The sequence below is a fragment of the Mesorhizobium sp. M7A.F.Ca.MR.148.00.0.0 genome (genome assembly GCF_003997735.1).
In the GTDB taxonomy this organism is placed as follows: domain Bacteria; phylum Pseudomonadota; class Alphaproteobacteria; order Rhizobiales; family Rhizobiaceae; genus Mesorhizobium.
Genome location: NZ_RZTB01000027.1, coordinates 15898 through 34771, shown reverse-complemented (window position 1 = coordinate 34771; position 18874 = coordinate 15898). Strand labels below are relative to the sequence as shown.

Genomic DNA, 18874 nt, shown 5'->3' with positions numbered 1-18874 from the left:
CTTTCCATGCTGCTGGCCTGCGCATCCGGGCTGATCGCCGCCAACATTTATTATGCCCAACCCCTTGTCGGTCCGATAGGCGCTGCCCTCGGCCTCTCGCCACGAGCCGGAGGGCTGATCGTTACGCTGACGCAGATTGGCTATGGGTTGGGATTGTTGCTCATCGTGCCGCTCGGTGATCTGGTTGAAAATCGCAAGCTCGCGCTCGCATTGATCATCGTGGCTATAGCCGGACTGCTTGGCGCGGCAGCCGCGCCCCACGCGCTTCCCTTTCTGGCCGCCGCCTTGCTGATCGGGATCGGCTCCGTGGCGGTGCAGGTCCTTGTCCCTTACGCGGCACATATGGCGCCCGAAGCGATCAGGGGGCGTGTCGTTGGCAATGTAATGAGCGGGTTGATGCTCGGCATCATGCTCGCCCGGCCCGTTGCGAGCTTGATTACCGAACTCTCGTCATGGCGCGTCGTCTTCTATCTGTCTGCCGTCATCATGGCAGGGCTGGCGGCTGTCCTCGCCTGCAGGCTTCCGCTGCGCGTGCCAGTATCGAAACTGCGCTATGGTGACCTATTGGCGTCAATGGGACATCTCGTGGTGGCGACACCGATTCTGCAACGGCGCGCATTGTATCACGCCTGTCTGTTTGGCGCGTTCAGCCTGTTTTGGACGACGACACCGCTATTGCTGGCGGGACCGGCGTTCCATTTGTCGCAAGGTGGCATCGCGCTGTTCGCGCTGGCCGGTGTCGCTGGAGCCGTTGCTACGCCGATTGCCGGTCGGTTGGCGGATCGGGGCTGGAGCCGCGCCGCAACGACCTTCGCTATGCTGGCCGTCGCGTGCGCCTTCCTGATGACCCATGTTGCCGTCGAAGGCTCGGCACTGGCGCTCGGTCTATTGGTTGCGGCGGCGATCCTGCTCGATTTCGGGGTGGCAGCTAATGTGACGCTCGGACAGCGCGCCATCTATGCGCTAGGAGCCGAATATCGCTCCTGTCTCAACGGCCTCTACATGGCAACCTTTTTCGCTGGTGGTGCGATTGGCTCCGCTGTTGGCGGATGGACCTATGCGCAAGGAGGTTGGACGCTCGCGTCATCGGTCGGCTTGGCTCTCCCGATCATCGCGCTGATTTGTCATCAGACGGAACGCCCGAGCGACGGCCCGCGATAGAGCCGCCAGCGTTATCGTTGCAGCCATCCCATGCAAGCGTTCGCCGCGCTACCCGTCAGCGCTGTGCTGAGAGCAACCACTACAACAGTGCGAGCAACGTGCATGGAAACCCCGCCCTACGAGATGATTCGGGCTAGCGCAGTTGCCGACGATGCACACCGTTGGGGTCACGCTGCATCCCAGCATCGCTGTTTTTGCCGCGACGAACTGGCATATCGAAGTCCGCCTCCTGGCGGGCGGTGGCTGTTGCACGGTCCATAGCGCCGCACTATGGCTAGCGGCTTGTCAAACAAGGCGACGCAGAATGGCGAAGGACGGCAGCGAGCACGGCGGGATGGGCATCAACACGCGGCTTGCCCATTCGGGCAACAATCCGCATGACTATTTCGGCTTCGTCAATCCGCCGGTGGTGCATGCTTCGACCGTGCTGTTTCGCGACGCGGCTTCGATGGCGGCGCGCACCCAGAAATACACTTATGGCACGCGCGGCACACCGACGACCGATGCGCTTGCCCATGCCATAGACGCGCTGGAAGGCTCGGCAGGCACGATCGTAGTGCCGTCGGGCCTTGCGGCGGTGACGGTGCCGCTGCTCGCCTTCGTCTCGGCCGGCGACCATCTGCTGATCGTCGATACCGTCTATCATCCGACCCGCAATTTCGCCGACACGATGCTGAAGCGGCTGGGCGTCGAGGTCGAGTATTACGCCCCCGATGTCGGCGCCGGCATCGCGGCGTTGATCAAGCCCAACACCAAGGTGGTGTTCACGGAATCGCCGGCCTCCAACACGTTCGAGGTGCAGGACATCCCGGCTATCGCCAAGGCGGCGCACGCCGCGGGCGCCATCGTCATGATGGACAATACGTGGGCGACGCCACTCTATTTCCGTCCGCTCGACCACGGTGTCGACATCTCGATCCATGCGGCGACCAAATACCCGGCCGGCCATTCCGACGTGCTGCTCGGCACGGTGTCGGCCAATGAGAGCTGCTGGACGCATCTTTACGAGAGCTTCTGCACGCTTGGCTGTTGCGCCGGGCCCGACGACGTCTACCAGGTGCTGCGTGGCCTGCGCAGCATGGGCGTGCGCCTCGAACACCATCAGCGCAGTACGCTTGCCATCGCCTCCTGGCTCGAGGGCCAGAAGGGCGTGGCGCGCGTGCTCCACCCGGCCCTGCCCAGCCATCCGGACCACGCTCTGTGGAAGCGAGATTTCTCCGGCTCCAGCGGCATCTTTTCCATCGTTCTTGCCGGTGGCGGCCAGAAGCAGCAGCACGCCTTTCTCGACGCGCTGCGGATCTTCGGCCTCGGCTATTCCTGGGGCGGCTATGAGAGCCTTGCCGTACCGGTCTGGCTCGGCGACCGCGTCGTTGCAAAAGCGCCCTATGAGGGTCCGTTGATCCGCCTGCAGATCGGCCTCGAGGACGTCGACGACCTGAAGGGCGACATCTCGCGCGGCCTGACCGCCGCGGCGGCTGCGTAGCGGAATTCTATTCCCCAAAATTGCGGTTTGCCGGATCAGTTTGGCTTTCAAATTCAACGATGCCGCGTCATTGCGGTGCGATCAGCACATTTTCGACTTCCCCTGGAATACCGGCAGAGTTTTCGACCCCATGGCTTTCCGCCTTTTTGTTCCCATTCTTGCCGGCGCGACGCTGCGCGAGCGTCTCGTCGCCTGTATCGGCGCGACGATCGGCATTGCACTCACCGGCGTGATCGCCAGCCTTGTGCTCGGCGACGGCCCGCATGTGCCGCTGCTGGTGGCGCCGATGGGAGCGTCGGCGGTGCTGCTGTTCGCCGTGCCCGCCAGTCCGCTGGCACAGCCATGGTCGATCATCGGCGGCAACACGATATCGGCGCTGGTCGGCGTGATCGTGGCGCATTTCATCCACGAAACCGCCCTTGCCAGCGGCATCGCGGTGGCACTGGCCATCGCCGCCATGTCGTTCACGCGCTGCCTGCATCCGCCGGGCGGAGCGGCCGCGCTGACCGCGGTCCTGGGAGGGCCTGCCGTCATCAGCGCCGGCTTCCTGTTTCCATTCGTCCCGGTGGGGCTGAACTCGATCCTGCTGGTGGCGCTCGGCTACGGCTTCCACAGGCTGGCCCGGCGCAATTATCCGCATGTGCCGGTTGCAGCGCCGGCGAACAGCCACGGCACCGGCGATCCGCCGGCGCAACTGCGCGTCGGCTTCCGCTCCGAAGACATCGATGCCGCGCTTGGCGCACTCGACGAGACGTTCGATATCGATCGCAACGATCTCGACCGGCTGCTGCGGCAGGTCGAATTGCAGGCGATGGTGCGCGCGCACAAGACCCTTCTGTGCGAGGACATCATGTCGCGCGATGTCATCTCGGTCGATGCTCACACCTCGACCGAGGCGGCGCGCCAATTGCTGCTTGACCACAACATCCGGACCCTGCCGGTCGTCAATGCTGAAGCCAGGCTGGCAGGGACCGTGGGATTGCGCGAACTCACCCAGGCCTTTGGGACGGTCGGATCCGTTATATCGCCCGCGGCAACAGCCGCCGCAGGCTTTGCCGCCATGGGTCTGCTGCCGGTGCTCACCGACGGCCGCAGCCATGCGGTCATCATCGTCGACGACGACAAGCGGATTCTCGGGCTGATCACCCAGACCGATCTGTTGGCGGCCACGGCGCGCCTGCAGGCTGCCTGACAAGCCTTCGCTCGCACTGTAGGGTAGCGGCCGCCGGGCCCGGCAGAAAATCTTCGGGAACCTTTTGCCGGCGACAGCGTCCAATCTCCCGATCGAGAATCTTGGTTCGGAGATTGGGTTGAGGAAACTGGCGATGCCTGCTGTGTTGACGGCCGTGCCTTCCGCTGTGCCAGGCGAGATGCAGCTTGTGCACCGCGCGCTGGCGCGCGACGGCGACGCCTTCCGCACCATCATCAAGACACATAATCAGCGGCTCTACCGGATCGCGCGCGGCGTCGTGCGCAATGACAGCGAGGCCGAGGACATCGTCCAGGAGGCCTACCTCAAGGCTTTCGCCCATCTCGATGCGTTTCGCGGCGACTCCTCGCTCGCCACATGGCTGTCGCGCATCGTCATCAACGAGGCGCTCGGCCGCCTGCGCAAAAGGCGCCGAACGGTGGCAATGCCGGAAAATCCGCAAGCCGAGATCATCCGGTTCCCCCTCCACCCCAGCGACGATCCGGAACGGACGATGGCGCAAAGGCAGATCCTCCAACTGGTCGAACAGGCCACAGACAGCCTTCCCGACGTCTACCGGACGGTGTTCGTGGCGCGGGTGATCGAGGGGCTGAGCATCGAGGAGACCGCCGATCTCCTCGGCGTGCGGCCGCAAACCGTCAAGACAAGGCTGCACCGCGCCCGCGCCCTCGTGCGCAAGGCGCTGGACGATCAGATCGGGCCGGTGCTGCTCGATGCCTTCCCCTTCGCCGGCCGGCGTTGCGAACGACTGACCAGCGCGGTCATGCGGCGGCTCGGGCTGGAAAGCTGAGCCTCACCGGATTCAATTGATTTTGGCGGGAACGTTTGCCGCTGGCCAGCATCCAATGACCGTCAACCGAAAACACAGTCCGGCGAGATTTTCAGCGTCCGGCGAAGGAGATGCCATGTCCATCCGACACACTGCCGCGCTCGCCGCCCTGCTGCTGCTCGGCACCGCCCCGTTCGCACAAGCCGCCGACAAGCCAACCGATCCGCAGATCGCCCACATCGCCTATACGGCCGGGGTCATCGATGTTGAAGCGGCCAAGCTGGCCATCGAAAAATCGAAGACCAAGGAGGTCGTGGATTTCGCCAACGACATGGTGCGCGACCACGAAGCCGTGAACGTGCAGGCGCTCGATCTGGTGAAGAAGCTCAAGGTCACGCCGGAAGACAACGCCACCAGCCAGGCGCTGACCAAAGCTGCGGCGGAGGAGCGGGCCAAGCTCGCCAAACTCGACGGCGCTGCCTTCGACAAGGCCTATGTCGACAAGGAGGTGGCCTACCACAAGCAGGTCAACGGCGCGCTCGAAACCCTTTTGATCCCGTCGGCGCAGAATGCCGAACTGAAGAGCCTGCTGGAAACCGGCCTGAAGATCTTCCAGGGCCATGAGCAGCACGCCGAGCACGTCGCCGGCAGGCTCAAGTAAGGACCGGGAGCATGCCGAAACGCCATCTGTGGATTGCGTTGACGCTGGCCGTCGGTACCGTTCCGGCGCGAGCAGAAACCATCCAGGTCATCATCGACAGGCTGGTGTTCTCGCCAGCCACCGTCGAGGCCAAGGTCGGCGACACGATCGAGTGGGTGAACAAGGATGTGTTCGCCCACACGGCCACCGTGAAAGGCGGCTGGGAAGTGATGATCCCGCCGAAGAAATCCGCAAGCCTGACATTGAAGGCCGCGGGACCGGTCGACTATTTCTGCCGCTTTCACCCCAACATGAAAGGCCGTTTGGTGGTGGTGCCCTGATCCAACGCCAACGAGTGCATGTCGCCCAAAAGTGACCTCGGTTTTGGGAACGACATGCATAAAAACAAAGAGCTGAAGCGAGTCGCCTGGCCTTTCAGGCGACCCGCTTCAGGCTCGCCTGGCCTCGTCGGGACGCGCGATATGCGTCCACGAGCCGTCATAGCCCGGCTCGCGGCGTGCCATCCAGGCATTCAGCCCTTCGCGCAGATCAGCGGTCGGGGCCATGCGGGCGAACTGCTCGGCCTCGACCAGCAAACCTTCGGCGATGCTCTGGTTGAGGCCGCGCGCCACTGCCGTGAGGATGCCGGCAATCGCCAGATCGGAGTGCCGCAGGATACGCCTGGCCAGGCCGATCGCGGCCGGCATCAATTCGGCATGCGGCACAACCTCGTTGACGAGACCCAACTCAAGCGCCCGCGGCGGCGCAAACCAGTCACCGGTCAACAGCAACTCCAGCGCCCGCTTGCGCCCGGCGAGCCTCGGCAGGCGTTGGGTTCCACCGAAGGTCGGCGGCATTGCGAGGTTGATTTCCGGCTTGGCGAACAAAGCGCGGTCACTGGCGATGGCCAGCGGCACCGCCTCGGTGATTTCGCAGCCGCCACCAAAGGCAATGCCGTTGACGGCAGCGATGACGGGTTTGCGAAACGCTTCCAGCCTCGCCGTCAGCCGTTGCCCGCGCATGACGAAATCACGCATCGCGACATCTACGCCGAGCGCCACGCTGGCCGAGAACTCGTGAATGTCGCCGCCGGCCGAAAACGCCCGCTCCCCTGCACCGGTCAGAATGACCGCACGAACGCTGTCATCGACTTCAATGTCGTCAAGGATCGCAAGCAGGCGATCGATCAGGGCATAGTTCAAGGCGTTGAGCTTCTCCGGCCGATTGAGGGTGAGGATGGCAATCCCATCCCGGGTTTCGTTGAGGACAAGATCGGTCATTGGCTCTTCCTTCTTCATCATGCTGATGACCGGAAGACTATGCCCCTTTCCGCTTGTGTATATTCACTAGTCGGTATACCTAAGCTCATGCCTGACACGCAAAGTCCTACACGCAAACGTATTGTCGATGCCGCGACCAGGCTCTTCTATGCCGAAGGAATCGGTCGCGTCAGCGTCGATGCCGTCGCCGAGGAAGCGGGTCTCACCAAGCGCACGCTCTACTACCATTTCAAGAGCAAGGACGACCTCATCGCCGCCTATCTCGATGGCCGCGACCAACCCAATCTGAGGCGGATGGCCGGCTGGTTCGATGCCGCCGAAGGCGGCGCGGATCGCAAGGTCGAGGCGATCTTCACCAATCTGGCGAGGTCCGCTCGTCACCCGAAATGGAAAGGATGCGGCTTCCTGCGCACGGCCGCCGAACTCGCCTCGATGCCCGGACATCCGGCGGTCAAGGTCGGCGCGCGGCACAAGCTGAATTTCGAAACATGGCTGGCCGGCGCCTTGTCGGACCACGGCGTCGGCGAGCCGCCTGCCTTGGCACGCGAGATCGTGCTTTTGATCGACGGCTGCTTTTCGATCATGCTGATCCACCGCAACCCCGATTACATCGAGGCCGCCGGCCGCGCCGCGGCGACGCTGGTGCGGGCGCGGATTTCAGGCAGCCAGGTCTAAAGCGCGACGCGCTTTAAGCCTTTGGTTTTATGCATGTCGTTGCGCCAAAACCGGGGCCACTTTTGGGCGACATGCATTAGAACCCAAACGCCAGCCATGCGGTGCCGGCGGCCAGCGTTATCAGCGTCAGCGGCAAGCCGACCTTGAAAAAAGCGCCGAACGACAGCGTCGTGCCGGCGGCGCGTGCCTGTTCGGCGACCATCAGATTGGCGACCGAACCCAGCAGCGTGAAATTGCCGGCCAGTGTCGAGCTCATGGCGACGACCAGCCAGGCGCGCTCGGGGTTTTCCAGGCCGGGTATGAAAGGCCGCAGCGCCAGCACGGCCGGGACATTGCTCATGATGTTGGAAAGCACCGCGGTGAATCCGGACAGACGCCAGACATCGTCCAGCCCGAGGTTCTTTGCCGAGGCGATCATGTCTGGCGAAAGAAGCGTCTTTTCGGCGCCGGCGACGACCACGAACAGACCGGCGAACATGAACAGCAGCGGACCGTCGATCTCGCGGTAGATGCGTTCCGGCTTGATCGCCCGGGTAAGCAAGAGGATGGCGCCGCCGATGAGCGCGGCCTTGGCGACAGGCACACCGGCGAAGAAGGCGATTGCCAGTCCGATGCAAACCACCACCGCCTTCAGCACCTGCCCCTTGTGCATGCGGCCACGCGAGACCTCGGGCGTCAGTTGGACCGTTCGGGCGAATTCGGCCCGGTAGACGATGCGAATGATGACAACGACCGCGACGAGGCCGAAAAGGGCGACCGGAGCCAGCGCTGCCGAAAAGGCCGGATAGGAAATGCCCGACAGCGCGCCGATGACCATGTTTTGCGGATTGCCGGTGATGGTAGCGACGCTGCCGCAATTCGACGCGGTGGCGGTGGCGATCAGATAGGGGATCGGGTTGCGCTTGATCACCCGGGTGACATGGACGACGATCGGCGCCATGACGAGGCAGATGGCGTCGTTGACCAGGAAGGCGGACAGCACGCCGGTCAGCAGCGTCACCATCACCAAAAGCATGAAGGGGGCGTGCGCGTGTTCGATGGCGATGGCGCCAAGGCCGCGAAAGGCGCCTGACACTTTCAGATGCGCCACCACGATCATCATGCCGAGCAGAAGCGTGATGGTGTCGAAATTGATCGCCCGGTAGGCATCCTCCATGCTGAGCGCGCCGATGGCGATCATCGCGGCCCCGCCGAGCAGCGCGATCCCTGCCCGGTCGAGGCGCAGACCGGGGATGCGGCCAATGGCGACACCGGCGTAAGTCAGGATCAGGATCAGCAGTGCCGCCGCGCCCATCAATGTCATCGATAGAAGTCCTGCCCAGTCTGTTTCCGCGCCGAAGCCTGCCACCCACCCGGAGGCCATTCGGGTGCTCACCCTTTAACGCGATGTCGAGCTGGATGCCAAACCGGCCGGGCAGACGGTTTCAGACGCCGGGCTAACGCAAATAGAAATCCAGCCTCTGTCGCACAGCTTGGGAAGAATAGATCTGCTCGAAGGACTCCCTCGCCCTTTTTCCCACTGTCGCCCGCAATGTCGGATCGGCTTTGAGATCGGCAAGGATGCGTAACGCCTGTTCAGTCGTCTCGAACAAGAAACCGTTTTCGCCATGCCTTATGTGGTCGGAATAGCCGCCATGGGAATGGCAGACCACAGGCAAACCGCAGGCCATCGCCTCCAACACGACGCGACCGAAGGTTTCCACGTGCCAACCGGTGCGATAATAAAACACGTCGAGCGTCTGCAGAAACTCTTCGGCGGAAAATCGGCCGGGTGGGAACAGTTCGAGTTGCGGATGCGGCATGAGGCTGTCCTTGAGCCCTGCCCCGCCCTGAATCCGCAAGGCTGTGCCCTCGGCCAGCAATGTCTCGTAGAGGGGTATGTCATCGGCATGATGTTTGCCCGGCCCGTCGCGACTCAAGCGTCCGACGGTGAACGGACGATCCGAAGCCAGACGCCGGGGTGAAAAACGTTCGATCTCGATCGGAGACGGATGCACGGTGCCTTCGATTTGGAGCAATCGCTTCTGGAAATCAGAAACAAGCACTATCTCGACGGCGGGCCATCCCAGGCTCCGAGGCATGCGCGTGGTAAGGTTGAGAACCTTCGGATGAAGGGTGTTGAAGTCGTAAATCAGCCGGCGCGGCCGTGGGATCAGGTAAGGCCACACCTTGTTGCGCCAATGCGCTCCGAGAAAGACGTAAGTGCCGCCATCCGGAACTTTTCGCGTAAGCGGGGAAATACGACGTATCGGGAATTGCCGCATTAATTCATCTGAAGCCCTCGATGACGCAGCCCAAAGGCGCACTTCCGAATCGGCGCTCAACAGCCGATAGAGTTCCAAGGTCTTGAGATCACTGCCGCCAAAGGGATCCTGAAAGCCGTTGAACAAATGGATCATAATAGCTGTGCTTACCTGACCGTTCCCGCCACATGCCCGCCAGCATCAAAAATCATGATCGCAAGTCGGCCGGAACGCATAGAAACTCAGGAGTCAGAACCGTTTCTACCAACAACGAAACATCGCCAATGCGGGGGAATATACCGTCAAGCGGTTGCCGTCCATGGCCTATCGAGCCGGCATGCTATCCGTAAAGATCGGATTTCCTGCACATGACTGTAAGCTCTGAAAGCGTAGAGGAGCGGTCTGCGCTTCCCGATCCAATAATCTGCAAGTTTCTGCCGTCAATGCACGGTGGCAACCCCAGGCGGAGGCGCCGGAGACGTTCCGGCCGGATCGAAGCTGACTTGATCGCGTCCGTTCGACTTGGCCGTGTAAAGCCTTTTGTCGGCAGCGGAGAAGATTTCCTCATAGGTGATCGGGCCGGTAAAGCTTGTGCCGCCGATGCTGACGGAAAGCGGACAAGGCCTGCCGCCGGGTGAGAATTCCATCTCCCTGATACGCCGGCGGATGCTTTCGGCGACCACCCAGGATTGCGAGGGGTCCACGCCGGGCAGAAACACGCCGAATTCTTCGCCTCCGATGCGGCCGACGATATCGCCGCCACGCAGTTGCCCTTTGATCGCCTGCGCTATCAGTTTGAGCGCCTGGTCGCCGCAATCGTGACCCAGGCGGTCATTGATCGACTTGAAGTGGTCGGCGTCGATGATCAGCAGCGCCCCCGAACGGGTCTGCTCCTGCTTTCGGGTCTGCTCGAGATAGGCTTCGACCAGCATAGAGAAGGCGCCACGGTTCAGCACCGCCGTCAGGCTGTCTGTCGCGGCGATGACGCTGAGATCGCGCTGCGCGATGGCCAGCTGGCGAATCTTCCACATCAGGAAAAACAGAAACGAGCCGCCCAGCACCAAAGGCAGCAACAAGTCGGTCATCTTCGCCCGCCACACGGCCTCGGGCGAAAGATAGGGGAAATTGAAGGAATCGACGAAGAACGCCACGGCAATGAAGAATGCCGTACCGACTACCGTGACAGCGATCACCCTGCCCCAGCTCGTCGGCGACAGATCGAGCTTCATCGCGTTCAACTCCGTTAGCCGTCGCTACTATGACGTACCAACCCAAACAAATTGATAAGACTTTCCCTCCAATTTCTGTCGGGCGGCGGAATCAAATCCACCCGCCAGCCCCGGTCGGTGACTTGCGACAGAGGCTTGCGCAAACGTGCCACAAGACGGCCGCTGGAAGCAGCCATCCTGTTTCAGAGCTTGAAGGCGTGGGCCAATTGCCGGCCGGACAAGGGCAAAACGGCGCGCGAACCAGACCGCGTCGTCAGTTGAGCGTTGACTCACTCAGCGCATCGACGACAAAGGATGCCGCGATCAGGTCGTCGGCATCGAGGCGCAGGGAGCCTCCGTCGCCTCCCATGGCTGAAGCCACTTTTTGAAAGGTTTTCATTTCATATTCCGTGATCCGGGCGTCCTGCATCTTGGCCTTGAGATCGGCGATGCGCCGATCCAGAGCCGAAGATATGCCTATTTCTCGCTTCGACATGGCAACACTCCTCCCCACCCTTGTTTGCCTCCCGCCTGTCCACTTTTATATGAGGGTCCTCGAATACAGCGGGCCGAACGCGCTGTGCGCAGGAAGGTTCCGAAAAGGCGGAGTCACGAAATAATACGCTGGCGCCGGGCGGCTGCCCGAGCCACGCCAACGCCTCATCACCGAACAGGATTGGACGGCTTGCGGTATTTGCCGCTGTCGGGGGCGACCCTGCATGAAGAAAGCTGATTCCGCGATTTTGCTATATCAGCCCTAGCTAATCCTTGACGCCGGCAGATGACGCCCCAGAATCAGTGGCATGGCAATAAAGGTCGGCGACGAAGTGGCGGTCATGGCGACGGTGCTGAAGCGCGTCACGGAAGACCGCGTCAGCGTGTCAATCCCCGGTTACAATTTTCCGCATTCGGTCATTGATCCGGCGACCAGGCTGACCAAGGGCCAGCTGATGGAATTATCCGGCGGGGTTACGCGGATCGACGGCGACAAGGTCACGGTATCGCTCGGGACAATGGTCACAGTGGATAGGGACAAGGTGCGCCTGGTGCAAAGCCATGTCCCGCCGAAGCGAAGGGATCTGAGGATGTGAACAAGCGAAGCTCCACCGTTTCAGGGATCCAGCCCCTTACATCCCAGCAGTGCAGAGCCGCACGAGCGATGCTGAAATGGTCGCAGGTGCGACTCGCCGCGAAGTGCGGCCTCAGCGAAGGAACGATTGGCAGTTTCGAGAGCGGACGAAGGATTCCGAGTTCGGCCAAGCTGGCTGCCATCCGTCGAGGGTTGGAGGCAGCAGGCGTGATTTTCGTCAATCAGAAGGCCGCAGTGACCAAGAGCGGTCCGCCTCGTCAAACTATCGGTGGAACATAATTTAGATATCGCTGTTAGAGCGCAAACGGGAGGCGAGCGATGTTCAAACGTGAAATCGGCATTGTTTCGGACTGGTCGAAATTGGTGGCGGACGATCCTCTGATCGCCGCCGATATAGCCCGGCGTTTTTCTGTGCGCGCTTGCAATGACAACGCCGCCGACGACGACGACGTCCCGTGGCCCGGCACCGAAACCCGAAATCCCGACTTTGCCGGCCTCGCGACACCCGCCGAGTATCCTCGGCCGATCGTGCTTCTAGCGACGATCTATGCGTCGACGGTTTTGGGGGTAACGCTGCTTCTGGCGGCGGCGGTTTGAGCGCACGAGGCCCGATGCCGCTCTCTGAAAGCCCATGTCTCCGGATAAACCGTAACCTATGTGTCCGGAACGGACCGAAAGGCTTGGCGATCCCGACAGGATTCGAACCTGTGACCATCGGCTTAGAAGGCCGGTGCTCTATCCAGCTGAGCTACGGGACCGCTGGCCGGCCTTTGGGCCGGCTGGATATCTTGGCACTGACCGCCGTTCAATGCGTCCAGGGCGTCCTGCGGTCATAGCGGAAATTCTCCGCATAGGAAATCTGGCGGCGCTTGGTCTCTTTCGGCTCTTCGACGCGGAAAGCGAGCCCTTGCTTTTCGGCGTAGGCTACCGCCTCTTCCCGCGTGTCGAAGCTAAGCCTGATCTGGCTTCTCATGTCTGCCGACGTCGTATAGCCCATCAGCGGGTCGATCTTCTTGCGCGTCTCGGGATCGAATTCCAGCACCCAGTGGCCGGTCTTGGCCTTGCCGGACTGCATCGCGGTTTTGGCTGGGCTGAAAATGCGCGCGGACATGGCCACCTCGTTCTTGTGCAAGGCAGCATCGCCACCCTTCGCCCGTCATTACTGCGCAATGCGCACGGCGGCAAGGTTTTTGCTCTCGCAGGTTTTTGCACTTGCCATGCACCACCGAAATGAATAGGCAACAGACCGTTCGGAGTGTAGCGCAGCCTGGTAGCGCATCTGGTTTGGGACCAGAGGGTCGGGAGTTCGAATCTCTCCACTCCGACCATCCCCTCATAGCCCAATGCCCGGCGCAGCCATATGGTCACTTGCTCCGGCTCCGGTCATGGATCCGTGGCCGGTTCGGCAACAGGGGATTCAGATGCTTGGAATGGATGCCTGGGTGTCGCTTTTCGGACCGGCCTACTTTGCCTATGCCGGCATCACCGTTCCGTTCATGGTGACGTGGGCAATTGCCTGCGCCGCGCTGGCGATGTGGAACAACCGTGAAAGCCGCAGACAGGCGAGGCAGGCCCCAGGCGCCGTCGTCTCCCGCTCCTGGCGTGTCAGTATCGGAATGTTTGTGCTGGTCGCCGCCGGCTATATCGCCGCTCACTCGGCCGTCTACCTCGCCGTCCGTCATTTCGCCAGAATGTGGCTCTGAGACTGACCTCTCAGCTAAATCTCGAATTCGCCCTGCCCTTCATCCATGGCGTTGACGGTTTCGGCTGCCAGCGCCCTGGTGATCGGCGTCTTGCGTTCGAGCGCGGTCCGGTCGAGCCGCTCCACCACGCGCATCGCTGTCGCCAGCGAGCGCTCGATACGGCGGACCAGATACTGCACGACATGCGGTTCGACCTCGATCTGACGGTCGGCGAACAGTTTCGTGATGACCCCGGCGAGCAGGAGATCGTCGGGCTCATGAATTTCCACTGTCGCCGCCGCTTTCAGCCGTGAGGCGAGATCAGGCAGCGTGACGCGCCAGGCGGACGGGAAGCGGCGCGCCGTCAGGAGCAGCGTCGACCCGGCACCACGCACCGTATTGATCAGATGGAACAGGCCCTGTTCATCGACCGCGCCGGTATCGACATCGTCGATCAGTGCCGGCCGCGCGCCGAGATTGGCAATGCTGTCGCCGATGCGCCTGGCGTCGACCGCCACCGCATTGGCACGCGTGCGCCAGATCGAGGCCAGATGCGTCTTGCCCGAACCCGCGGGACCGGCCAGCACCACCACCGGCGATGGCCAGTCCGGCCAGCGGTCGACCAGCGCCACCGCCTGGTTGTTGGTGCCGGAGACGACGAGTTCGTCGCGCGAATAGCCGGTGCCATGGCCGAGGTCGAGCGGCAACTGGCGTGGCGGGTCGGTTGGCTGGGCAGTCACTTCAGCGACGCGGTTGCGTGCGGTGGCCGCCGCCGCGATCGACCGGGAGCTGCGGCACAGGTGCCGCGCCGCGGCCCTTGTAGAGCGGCGATTCGAGATAGCGGGCAATGGCGAACCGCACCAGCACGGCGACGGCCGCAGAAGCCGGCACCGCGATCAACAAGCCGACGAAGCCGAACAGCGCGCCGAAGGCAAACAGCGAAAACATCAGCCATACCGGGTGCAGGCCGACGCTCTTGCCGACCAGCCGCGGCTGCAGGATGTTGCCCTCGATGAACTGGCCGATGAAGAACACGACCGCGACCGCGACGATCATCGTCCAGTCCGGCCAGAACTGGACGAAGGCGACGCCGACGGCCAGCACCAGCCCGGTCAGCGATCCGACATAGGGGATGAAGGAAATCAGCCCGGCGAACAGGCCGATGAGGATGCCGAAATTCAGTCCGGTCAGCGTCAGCCCGGTGGCATACATGGCGCCCAGCACCAGGCACAGCGTGCCCTGGCCGCGCACGAAGCCAGCCGTGGCGGTGTTGATGTCACGAGCGATGGCGCGCACGGTCTGGACGTTGTCGCGCGGCACCCAACCGTCGATGACCGCCACCATGCGGTCCCAGTCGAGCAGCATGTAGAAGGCGACCACCGGCGTCACCACGAACAGGCTGACCACCGAGACCAGCGCCATGCCGGAGCTCCACAGCGACGTGAACACGGTGGTGATCAGGCCGAAGCCCGAGGTCAGCAGCGAATTCAGCCCGTCGCGCAAGCTATTGGCGTTGACGCCGAACTTCTGTTCCAGCCATTTCGGATCGAACGAGGTGATCAGGCTTTGCAGCCGGGTCAGATATTCCGGCAATTTGCCGGCGAAATCGGCCATCTGCGTGGCCAGAACCGGAATGAGGATGACAAAGGCCAGCACCAGCACGATGAGGAAGGTGATGAGGATGACCACCGTCGCCATGAAACGGGACAGGCCGAGCCGCTGCAGCCGGTCGGCAACGGGATCGAGGAAATAGGCCAGCACCATGCCGGCGACGAAGGGCAGCAGGATGGCGCTGAAAACATAGAGGAAAAGCGCCAGCAGCGCGGCACCGGCCAGCCAGAAGAAGATCTGCCGGCGAAAGGTCGCGGATGCGGCGATGTTGGCGGCCGCGGCCTCGATCGCTGCCGCTTCTGCCTCAGATGTCCGGAGTGGAGCCTTCGCCATAGCCGCTCATGTGCCTCAGCCAAGTCACGAGATAGGCTGCGGCCGAAGCCACGGTCAAGACCCCGGACAGCAATATGAGGGCTGACCTCAGCGGGTCGAGGTGAACGTCAAGGGCAAGTTCTCCCAGCACAAGCGCGGCCAGCACGATCTGGATCGCGGTGTTGGCCTTCGACACGAACAACGGTTTCATCTCGACCGGATGGGTCATGACGGCGGACAACACCACCGCGCAGACGATCAACGCGTCGCGCGAGACCATGATGACGACAAGCCACAGCGGCAATTGCCCGATGAAGCTCATGACCACGAACACCGAAACCAGCAGCAGCTTGTCGGCCACCGGGTCGAGATACGCGCCGAGCGTGGACTGCTGGTTGAAACGGCGGGCGATGAACCCGTCGACGCCGTCGGAAATGCCGGCGACGAGGAACCCGGCAAAAGCCCAGTCCCAGCGCGCCTGCAGCATCGGCAGCACCACCGCCGGCACCAGGATAAGGCGCAGGATGGTGATCAGGTTGGGGATGGTCAAATGCTTGGCACCTCCTCTTGGTCGGAGATAGATGATGAAGATAGCGGGTGGCAACAAGAGAGAAGCTGCCGATCTCCCGCACGGGAGAGCGGCTTTCAGCTTGGCTTTCGCCAATCACGAGCGCCTATATGCGCGCCCTGTCCACGGTTTTATGGGCCGAAATGGCCGTTATCCTTGCGGACAGAAACCGTTCATGCGAAGAGCCCGCGACAAGGAAAATTGTTGAACGGGCACCCGAAATGAGCAAGCGCGACGTGAACAAGCGCAAGAACGGGCTCACCTATGCCGAGGCCGGTGTCGATATCGACGCGGGCAATCTCATGGTCGAGAAGATCAAGCCGCTGGTGCGCGCGACGCGCCGGCCGGGCGCCGACGGCGAGATCGGCGGTTTCGGCGGCCTGTTCGACCTCAAGGCCGCGGGCTTTACCGACCCGGTGCTGGTGGCGGCCAATGACGGCGTCGGCACCAAGCTCAAGATCGCCATCGATGCCGGCAAGCACGACACGATTGGCATCGACCTCGTCGCCATGTGCGTCAACGACATCGTCGTGCAAGGCGCCGAACCGCTGTTCTTCCTCGACTATTTCGCCACCGGCAAGCTCGATCCCGATCAGGGCGCCGCAATCGTCGGCGGCATTGCCGAGGGCTGCCGCCAGGCCGGCTGCGCGCTGATCGGCGGCGAGACGGCCGAGATGCCCGGCATGTATCACGGCAATGATTACGACCTCGCTGGCTTTGCGGTGGGCGCCGCCGAACGCGGCCAATTGCTGCCCACCGACGATATTGTCGAAGGCGACGTGCTGCTGGGCCTGGCTTCCTCCGGCTTGCACTCGAACGGATATTCGCTGGTGCGCCGCATCGTCGCCGTCAGCGGTCTGTCGTGGAGCGATCCGGCGCCGTTCAACGACGAGGCCACTCTGGCCGAGGCGCTGCTCGAGCCGACCCGCATCTACGTGAAGTCGATTCTCAAGGCGATCCGCAACACGCATGGTATCAAGGCGCTCGCCCACATCACCGGCGGCGGCTTCCCGGAAAACATCCCGCGCGTGCTGCCCAAGGATTTTTCGGCCGAACTCGATCTCGAAGCGATCGACGTTCCTGCCGTGTTTTCGTGGCTGGCCAAGACCGGCGGCGTGGCGCCGGACGAGATGATGCGCACCTTCAATTGCGGCATCGGCATGATTCTGGCAGTCGCATCCGGTCAGGCAGCACAGGTCGCCGCCGTGCTGCAGGAGGCCGGCGAGACGGTGACGCCGATCGGCCGCATCGTGCCGCGCCGCGACGCCGGCGTCATCTATCGGGGCTCGATCGGCCTATGAACGCGCAGAGGAAACGCACCGTCGTCCTGATCTCGGGGCGCGGCTCCAACATGACCGCGCTGATTGCCGCGGCCAGCGACCCGGCGTTCCCGGCCGAGATCGTCGGTGTCATTTCCGACAAGGCGGACGCCGCCGGGCTCGGCATCGCCAGAGCGCGCGGCATCGCCACGCAGATCGTCTCGCGTGCCGACCATGGCAGCAAGCAGGCGCATGACGCGGCAATAGACGCGGCGCTCGCGGCCTTCAACGCCGAGATCGTGGCGCTGGCCGGCTATATGCGCATCCTCACCCCCGGCTTCGTCCAGAGATGGCAGGGCCGCATGATCAACATCCACCCTGCCCTGCTGCCGGCGTTCAAGGGGCTCGACACCCATGTGCGCGCACTGGCCGCCGGCATCCGCATCCATGGCTGCACCGTGCACTTCGTCACCTCCGAGATGGACGACGGCCCGATCATCGCGCAAGCGGCCGTGCCGGTGATGGTCGGCGACACCGCCGATACTTTGGCGGCCCGCGTGCTGAAGGCCGAGCACCGGCTCTATCCGCTGGCATTGGGACTGGTTGCCGAAGGCAAGGCGCGCATGGAGGCCGGCCGCACCGTGCTTGCCCACTTCGCCGACGATGCCGACAACGGCACTTCGGTGGTGATGGCCCCCGACCCGCTGCGCGAGGAAACCGACCTCGAGCATCTGGCGCGCATCACGCCGTGAGGCGAGAGCGTGACGATGAAACAGCTTCTCCTACTTCGTCACGCCAAATCCAGCTGGGACGACCCTGGCCTTGATGATTTCGACCGGCCTTTGGCCGAACGCGGAGTGAAGGCGGCGCGCTCGATCGGGCGCGAGCTTGCGGCGCGCGGCTGGCTGCCGGACCTGGCGCTGGTGTCGCCGGCGCTGCGCACCCGCGACACCTGGCGGCTGGTGGCGGCCGAGTGGCCCGTCCAGCCCCGGATCGCATTCGTCGAGGCGCTTTACGATGCTTCAGCGGCGGATATTCTGAGCCAGATTGATCAGACCGACGCTTCAAGCGGCAGCTTGCTGGTAATTGGCCACAATCCGGGCTTGGAACAGTTGGCCAGACAGCTTGCCGGGCCGGGGTCGGAGGCCAAGGCGCTCGCGAGACTTGAAGAAAAATTCCCGACGGCAGCCCTGGCACGCTTCGCTTTCGAAGGTGACTGGTCCGGCCTGTCGAGCGCCCCGCTGACGCATTGTGTGCACCCGAAGGATTTGGGCTAGAATTCGGGCGCGGCGGGCAAGCTGCCACCCGGCAGACTTCGAACCAACGGTTCATGCCGACTGCGCAAAATCGGCTGCTCAAACGATGCCCCGATTGTTGCTGGTTCCATAAAAAACAAGAGCGGCGGGCAAAGCCCACCGCTCTTTGTGGTCGCAGACTTCAGAAAGTCAACGACCCCAGATGCCCTGGCCCGACTGAGCCGGCACCTTGGCATTGGCATCACCCTGCGTCTTTACGGACTTCGGGATCGAGCCGGTGTGCGTGGTGTCGACGTTGGACACGGACTGGTTCGCAACCGGCTGGTTGGCATTGTAAGAGCCATAATTGTCGCTGCCGGCAAAAGCAGTGCCCGTGGCAACGAGGATGGCGGCGGCGGTAAGAGCGATCTTGGTCATTTTATTTACT

General features: G+C 62.8%; 24 protein-coding genes and 2 tRNA genes. 15 read left to right on the top strand and 11 right to left on the bottom strand.

Going from position 1 to position 18874, the window contains the following annotated elements; all coding sequences use genetic code 11:
* The first annotated feature begins 6 nt into the window (after window positions 1-6).
* The 6 genes from EOB49_RS13415 (at window position 7) to EOB49_RS13390 (ending at window position 5604) form a co-directional block, all read left to right on the top strand.
* Window positions 7-1161, top strand: a complete 1155-nt coding sequence (locus EOB49_RS13415) for an MFS transporter (RefSeq protein ID WP_127381260.1) — start codon at window positions 7-9, stop codon at window positions 1159-1161.
* Between the two features lie 304 nt (window positions 1162-1465).
* The gene (locus EOB49_RS13410) at window positions 1466-2644 is read left to right on the top strand and encodes a cystathionine beta-lyase (RefSeq protein WP_127381239.1); all 1179 of its coding nucleotides are present in this window, start codon (window positions 1466-1468) and stop codon (window positions 2642-2644) included.
* Between the two features lie 130 nt (window positions 2645-2774).
* Window positions 2775-3836: an HPP family protein gene (locus EOB49_RS13405; protein ID WP_127381238.1), complete on the top strand. Its 1062-nt coding sequence runs from the start codon at window positions 2775-2777 to the stop codon at window positions 3834-3836.
* Between the two features lie 133 nt (window positions 3837-3969).
* Window positions 3970-4644 (top strand): RNA polymerase sigma factor, encoded by a 675-nt coding sequence (locus EOB49_RS13400; RefSeq protein WP_127381237.1) that lies wholly within the window; start codon window positions 3970-3972, stop codon window positions 4642-4644.
* A gap of 115 nt (window positions 4645-4759) precedes the next feature.
* The gene (locus tag EOB49_RS13395; RefSeq protein ID WP_127381236.1) at window positions 4760-5284 is read left to right on the top strand and encodes a DUF4142 domain-containing protein; all 525 of its coding nucleotides are present in this window, start codon (window positions 4760-4762) and stop codon (window positions 5282-5284) included.
* Between the two features lie 11 nt (window positions 5285-5295).
* Complete coding sequence (locus EOB49_RS13390; protein ID WP_127381235.1) at window positions 5296-5604, top strand: cupredoxin family copper-binding protein; 309 nt, start codon at window positions 5296-5298, stop codon at window positions 5602-5604.
* A gap of 108 nt (window positions 5605-5712) precedes the next feature.
* Here the strand turns inward: EOB49_RS13390 and EOB49_RS13385 are convergent, their stop codons facing one another.
* Window positions 5713-6543, bottom strand: coding sequence for a crotonase/enoyl-CoA hydratase family protein (locus EOB49_RS13385; protein ID WP_127319249.1), 831 nt, complete (start codon window positions 6541-6543; stop codon window positions 5713-5715).
* A gap of 87 nt (window positions 6544-6630) precedes the next feature.
* Between EOB49_RS13385 and EOB49_RS13380 the strand changes: the two genes are divergently transcribed.
* Window positions 6631-7218 (top strand): TetR/AcrR family transcriptional regulator, encoded by a 588-nt coding sequence (locus EOB49_RS13380; RefSeq protein ID WP_164761626.1) that lies wholly within the window; start codon window positions 6631-6633, stop codon window positions 7216-7218.
* Window positions 7219-7294: 76 nt separating this feature from the next.
* Here EOB49_RS13380 and EOB49_RS13370 read toward each other — a convergent pair whose 3' ends face one another.
* The 4 genes from EOB49_RS13370 to EOB49_RS13355 form a co-directional block, all read right to left on the bottom strand.
* Complete coding sequence (locus EOB49_RS13370) at window positions 7295-8521, bottom strand: anion transporter (protein WP_127381234.1); 1227 nt, start codon at window positions 8519-8521, stop codon at window positions 7295-7297.
* A gap of 133 nt (window positions 8522-8654) precedes the next feature.
* Window positions 8655-9617 (bottom strand): glycosyltransferase, encoded by a 963-nt coding sequence (locus EOB49_RS13365; RefSeq protein WP_127381233.1) that lies wholly within the window; start codon window positions 9615-9617, stop codon window positions 8655-8657.
* Between the two features lie 284 nt (window positions 9618-9901).
* Window positions 9902-10690 (bottom strand): GGDEF domain-containing protein, encoded by a 789-nt coding sequence (locus EOB49_RS13360; protein WP_127381232.1) that lies wholly within the window; start codon window positions 10688-10690, stop codon window positions 9902-9904.
* 253 nt (window positions 10691-10943) lie between these two features.
* Complete coding sequence (locus EOB49_RS13355; RefSeq protein WP_127270071.1) at window positions 10944-11165, bottom strand: hypothetical protein; 222 nt, start codon at window positions 11163-11165, stop codon at window positions 10944-10946.
* Window positions 11166-11472: 307 nt separating this feature from the next.
* Between EOB49_RS13355 and EOB49_RS13350 the strand changes: the two genes are divergently transcribed.
* From EOB49_RS13350 to EOB49_RS13340, 3 genes are read left to right on the top strand one after another with little or no spacing between them, the layout of a single operon-like run.
* Window positions 11473-11760 (top strand): hypothetical protein, encoded by a 288-nt coding sequence (locus EOB49_RS13350; protein ID WP_164749088.1) that lies wholly within the window; start codon window positions 11473-11475, stop codon window positions 11758-11760.
* On the top strand, window positions 11757-12038 hold the full coding sequence (locus tag EOB49_RS13345; protein WP_127270073.1) for a helix-turn-helix transcriptional regulator: 282 nt from the start codon (window positions 11757-11759) through the stop codon (window positions 12036-12038). The genes EOB49_RS13350 and EOB49_RS13345 overlap by 4 nt, the downstream gene beginning before the upstream one ends.
* 39 nt (window positions 12039-12077) lie before the next feature.
* On the top strand, window positions 12078-12356 hold the full coding sequence (locus EOB49_RS13340) for a hypothetical protein (protein ID WP_127381231.1): 279 nt from the start codon (window positions 12078-12080) through the stop codon (window positions 12354-12356).
* Window positions 12357-12440: 84 nt separating this feature from the next.
* Here EOB49_RS13340 and EOB49_RS13335 read toward each other — a convergent pair.
* Both EOB49_RS13335 and EOB49_RS13330 read right to left on the bottom strand, forming a co-directional pair.
* Window positions 12441-12517, bottom strand: a tRNA-Arg gene (locus EOB49_RS13335).
* A 47-nt stretch (window positions 12518-12564) separates the two neighbouring features.
* Window positions 12565-12870: an ETC complex I subunit gene (locus EOB49_RS13330; protein WP_023812590.1), complete on the bottom strand. Its 306-nt coding sequence runs from the start codon at window positions 12868-12870 to the stop codon at window positions 12565-12567.
* A gap of 140 nt (window positions 12871-13010) precedes the next feature.
* On the opposite strand from EOB49_RS13330, the gene EOB49_RS13325 reads away from it, so the two are divergent.
* Window positions 13011-13087: transfer RNA gene (locus tag EOB49_RS13325), tRNA-Pro, on the top strand.
* Window positions 13088-13180: 93 nt separating this feature from the next.
* Window positions 13181-13462 (top strand): hypothetical protein, encoded by a 282-nt coding sequence (locus EOB49_RS13320; protein ID WP_127381230.1) that lies wholly within the window; start codon window positions 13181-13183, stop codon window positions 13460-13462.
* A gap of 14 nt (window positions 13463-13476) precedes the next feature.
* On the opposite strand, the gene hdaA is transcribed toward EOB49_RS13320, so the two are convergent.
* From hdaA to EOB49_RS13305, 3 genes are read right to left on the bottom strand one after another with little or no spacing between them, the layout of a single operon-like run.
* Window positions 13477-14181 carry a DnaA regulatory inactivator HdaA gene (hdaA, locus tag EOB49_RS13315; RefSeq protein WP_127381229.1) on the bottom strand — a complete coding sequence of 235 codons (705 nt, stop codon included), beginning with the start codon at window positions 14179-14181 and terminating at the stop codon, window positions 13477-13479.
* Between the two features lies 1 nt (window position 14182).
* A complete protein-coding gene (locus tag EOB49_RS13310; protein WP_127381228.1) occupies window positions 14183-15385 on the bottom strand; it encodes an AI-2E family transporter in 1203 nt (400 codons plus the stop codon).
* Window positions 15357-15914 carry a CDP-alcohol phosphatidyltransferase family protein gene (locus tag EOB49_RS13305; RefSeq protein WP_127381227.1) on the bottom strand — a complete coding sequence of 186 codons (558 nt, stop codon included), beginning with the start codon at window positions 15912-15914 and terminating at the stop codon, window positions 15357-15359. Before EOB49_RS13305 ends, EOB49_RS13310 begins: the two co-directional genes overlap by 29 nt.
* 239 nt (window positions 15915-16153) lie before the next feature.
* Between EOB49_RS13305 and purM the strand changes: the two genes are divergently transcribed.
* Genes purM through EOB49_RS13290 form a run of 3 tightly spaced genes read left to right on the top strand, consistent with a single transcriptional unit; the run spans window position 16154 to window position 18468 of the window.
* On the top strand, window positions 16154-17233 hold the full coding sequence (purM, locus tag EOB49_RS13300; RefSeq protein ID WP_127381226.1) for a phosphoribosylformylglycinamidine cyclo-ligase: 1080 nt from the start codon (window positions 16154-16156) through the stop codon (window positions 17231-17233).
* Complete coding sequence (gene purN, locus EOB49_RS13295; protein WP_127270790.1) at window positions 17230-17943, top strand: phosphoribosylglycinamide formyltransferase; 714 nt, start codon at window positions 17230-17232, stop codon at window positions 17941-17943. The genes purM and purN overlap by 4 nt, the downstream gene beginning before the upstream one ends.
* Window positions 17944-17958: 15 nt before the next feature.
* Complete coding sequence (locus EOB49_RS13290) at window positions 17959-18468, top strand: histidine phosphatase family protein (RefSeq protein WP_127381225.1); 510 nt, start codon at window positions 17959-17961, stop codon at window positions 18466-18468.
* A 168-nt stretch (window positions 18469-18636) separates the two neighbouring features.
* On the opposite strand, the gene EOB49_RS13285 is transcribed toward EOB49_RS13290, so the two are convergent.
* On the bottom strand, window positions 18637-18864 hold the full coding sequence (locus EOB49_RS13285) for a DUF680 domain-containing protein (protein WP_127381224.1): 228 nt from the start codon (window positions 18862-18864) through the stop codon (window positions 18637-18639).
* Between the last annotated feature and the right edge of the window lie 10 nt (window positions 18865-18874).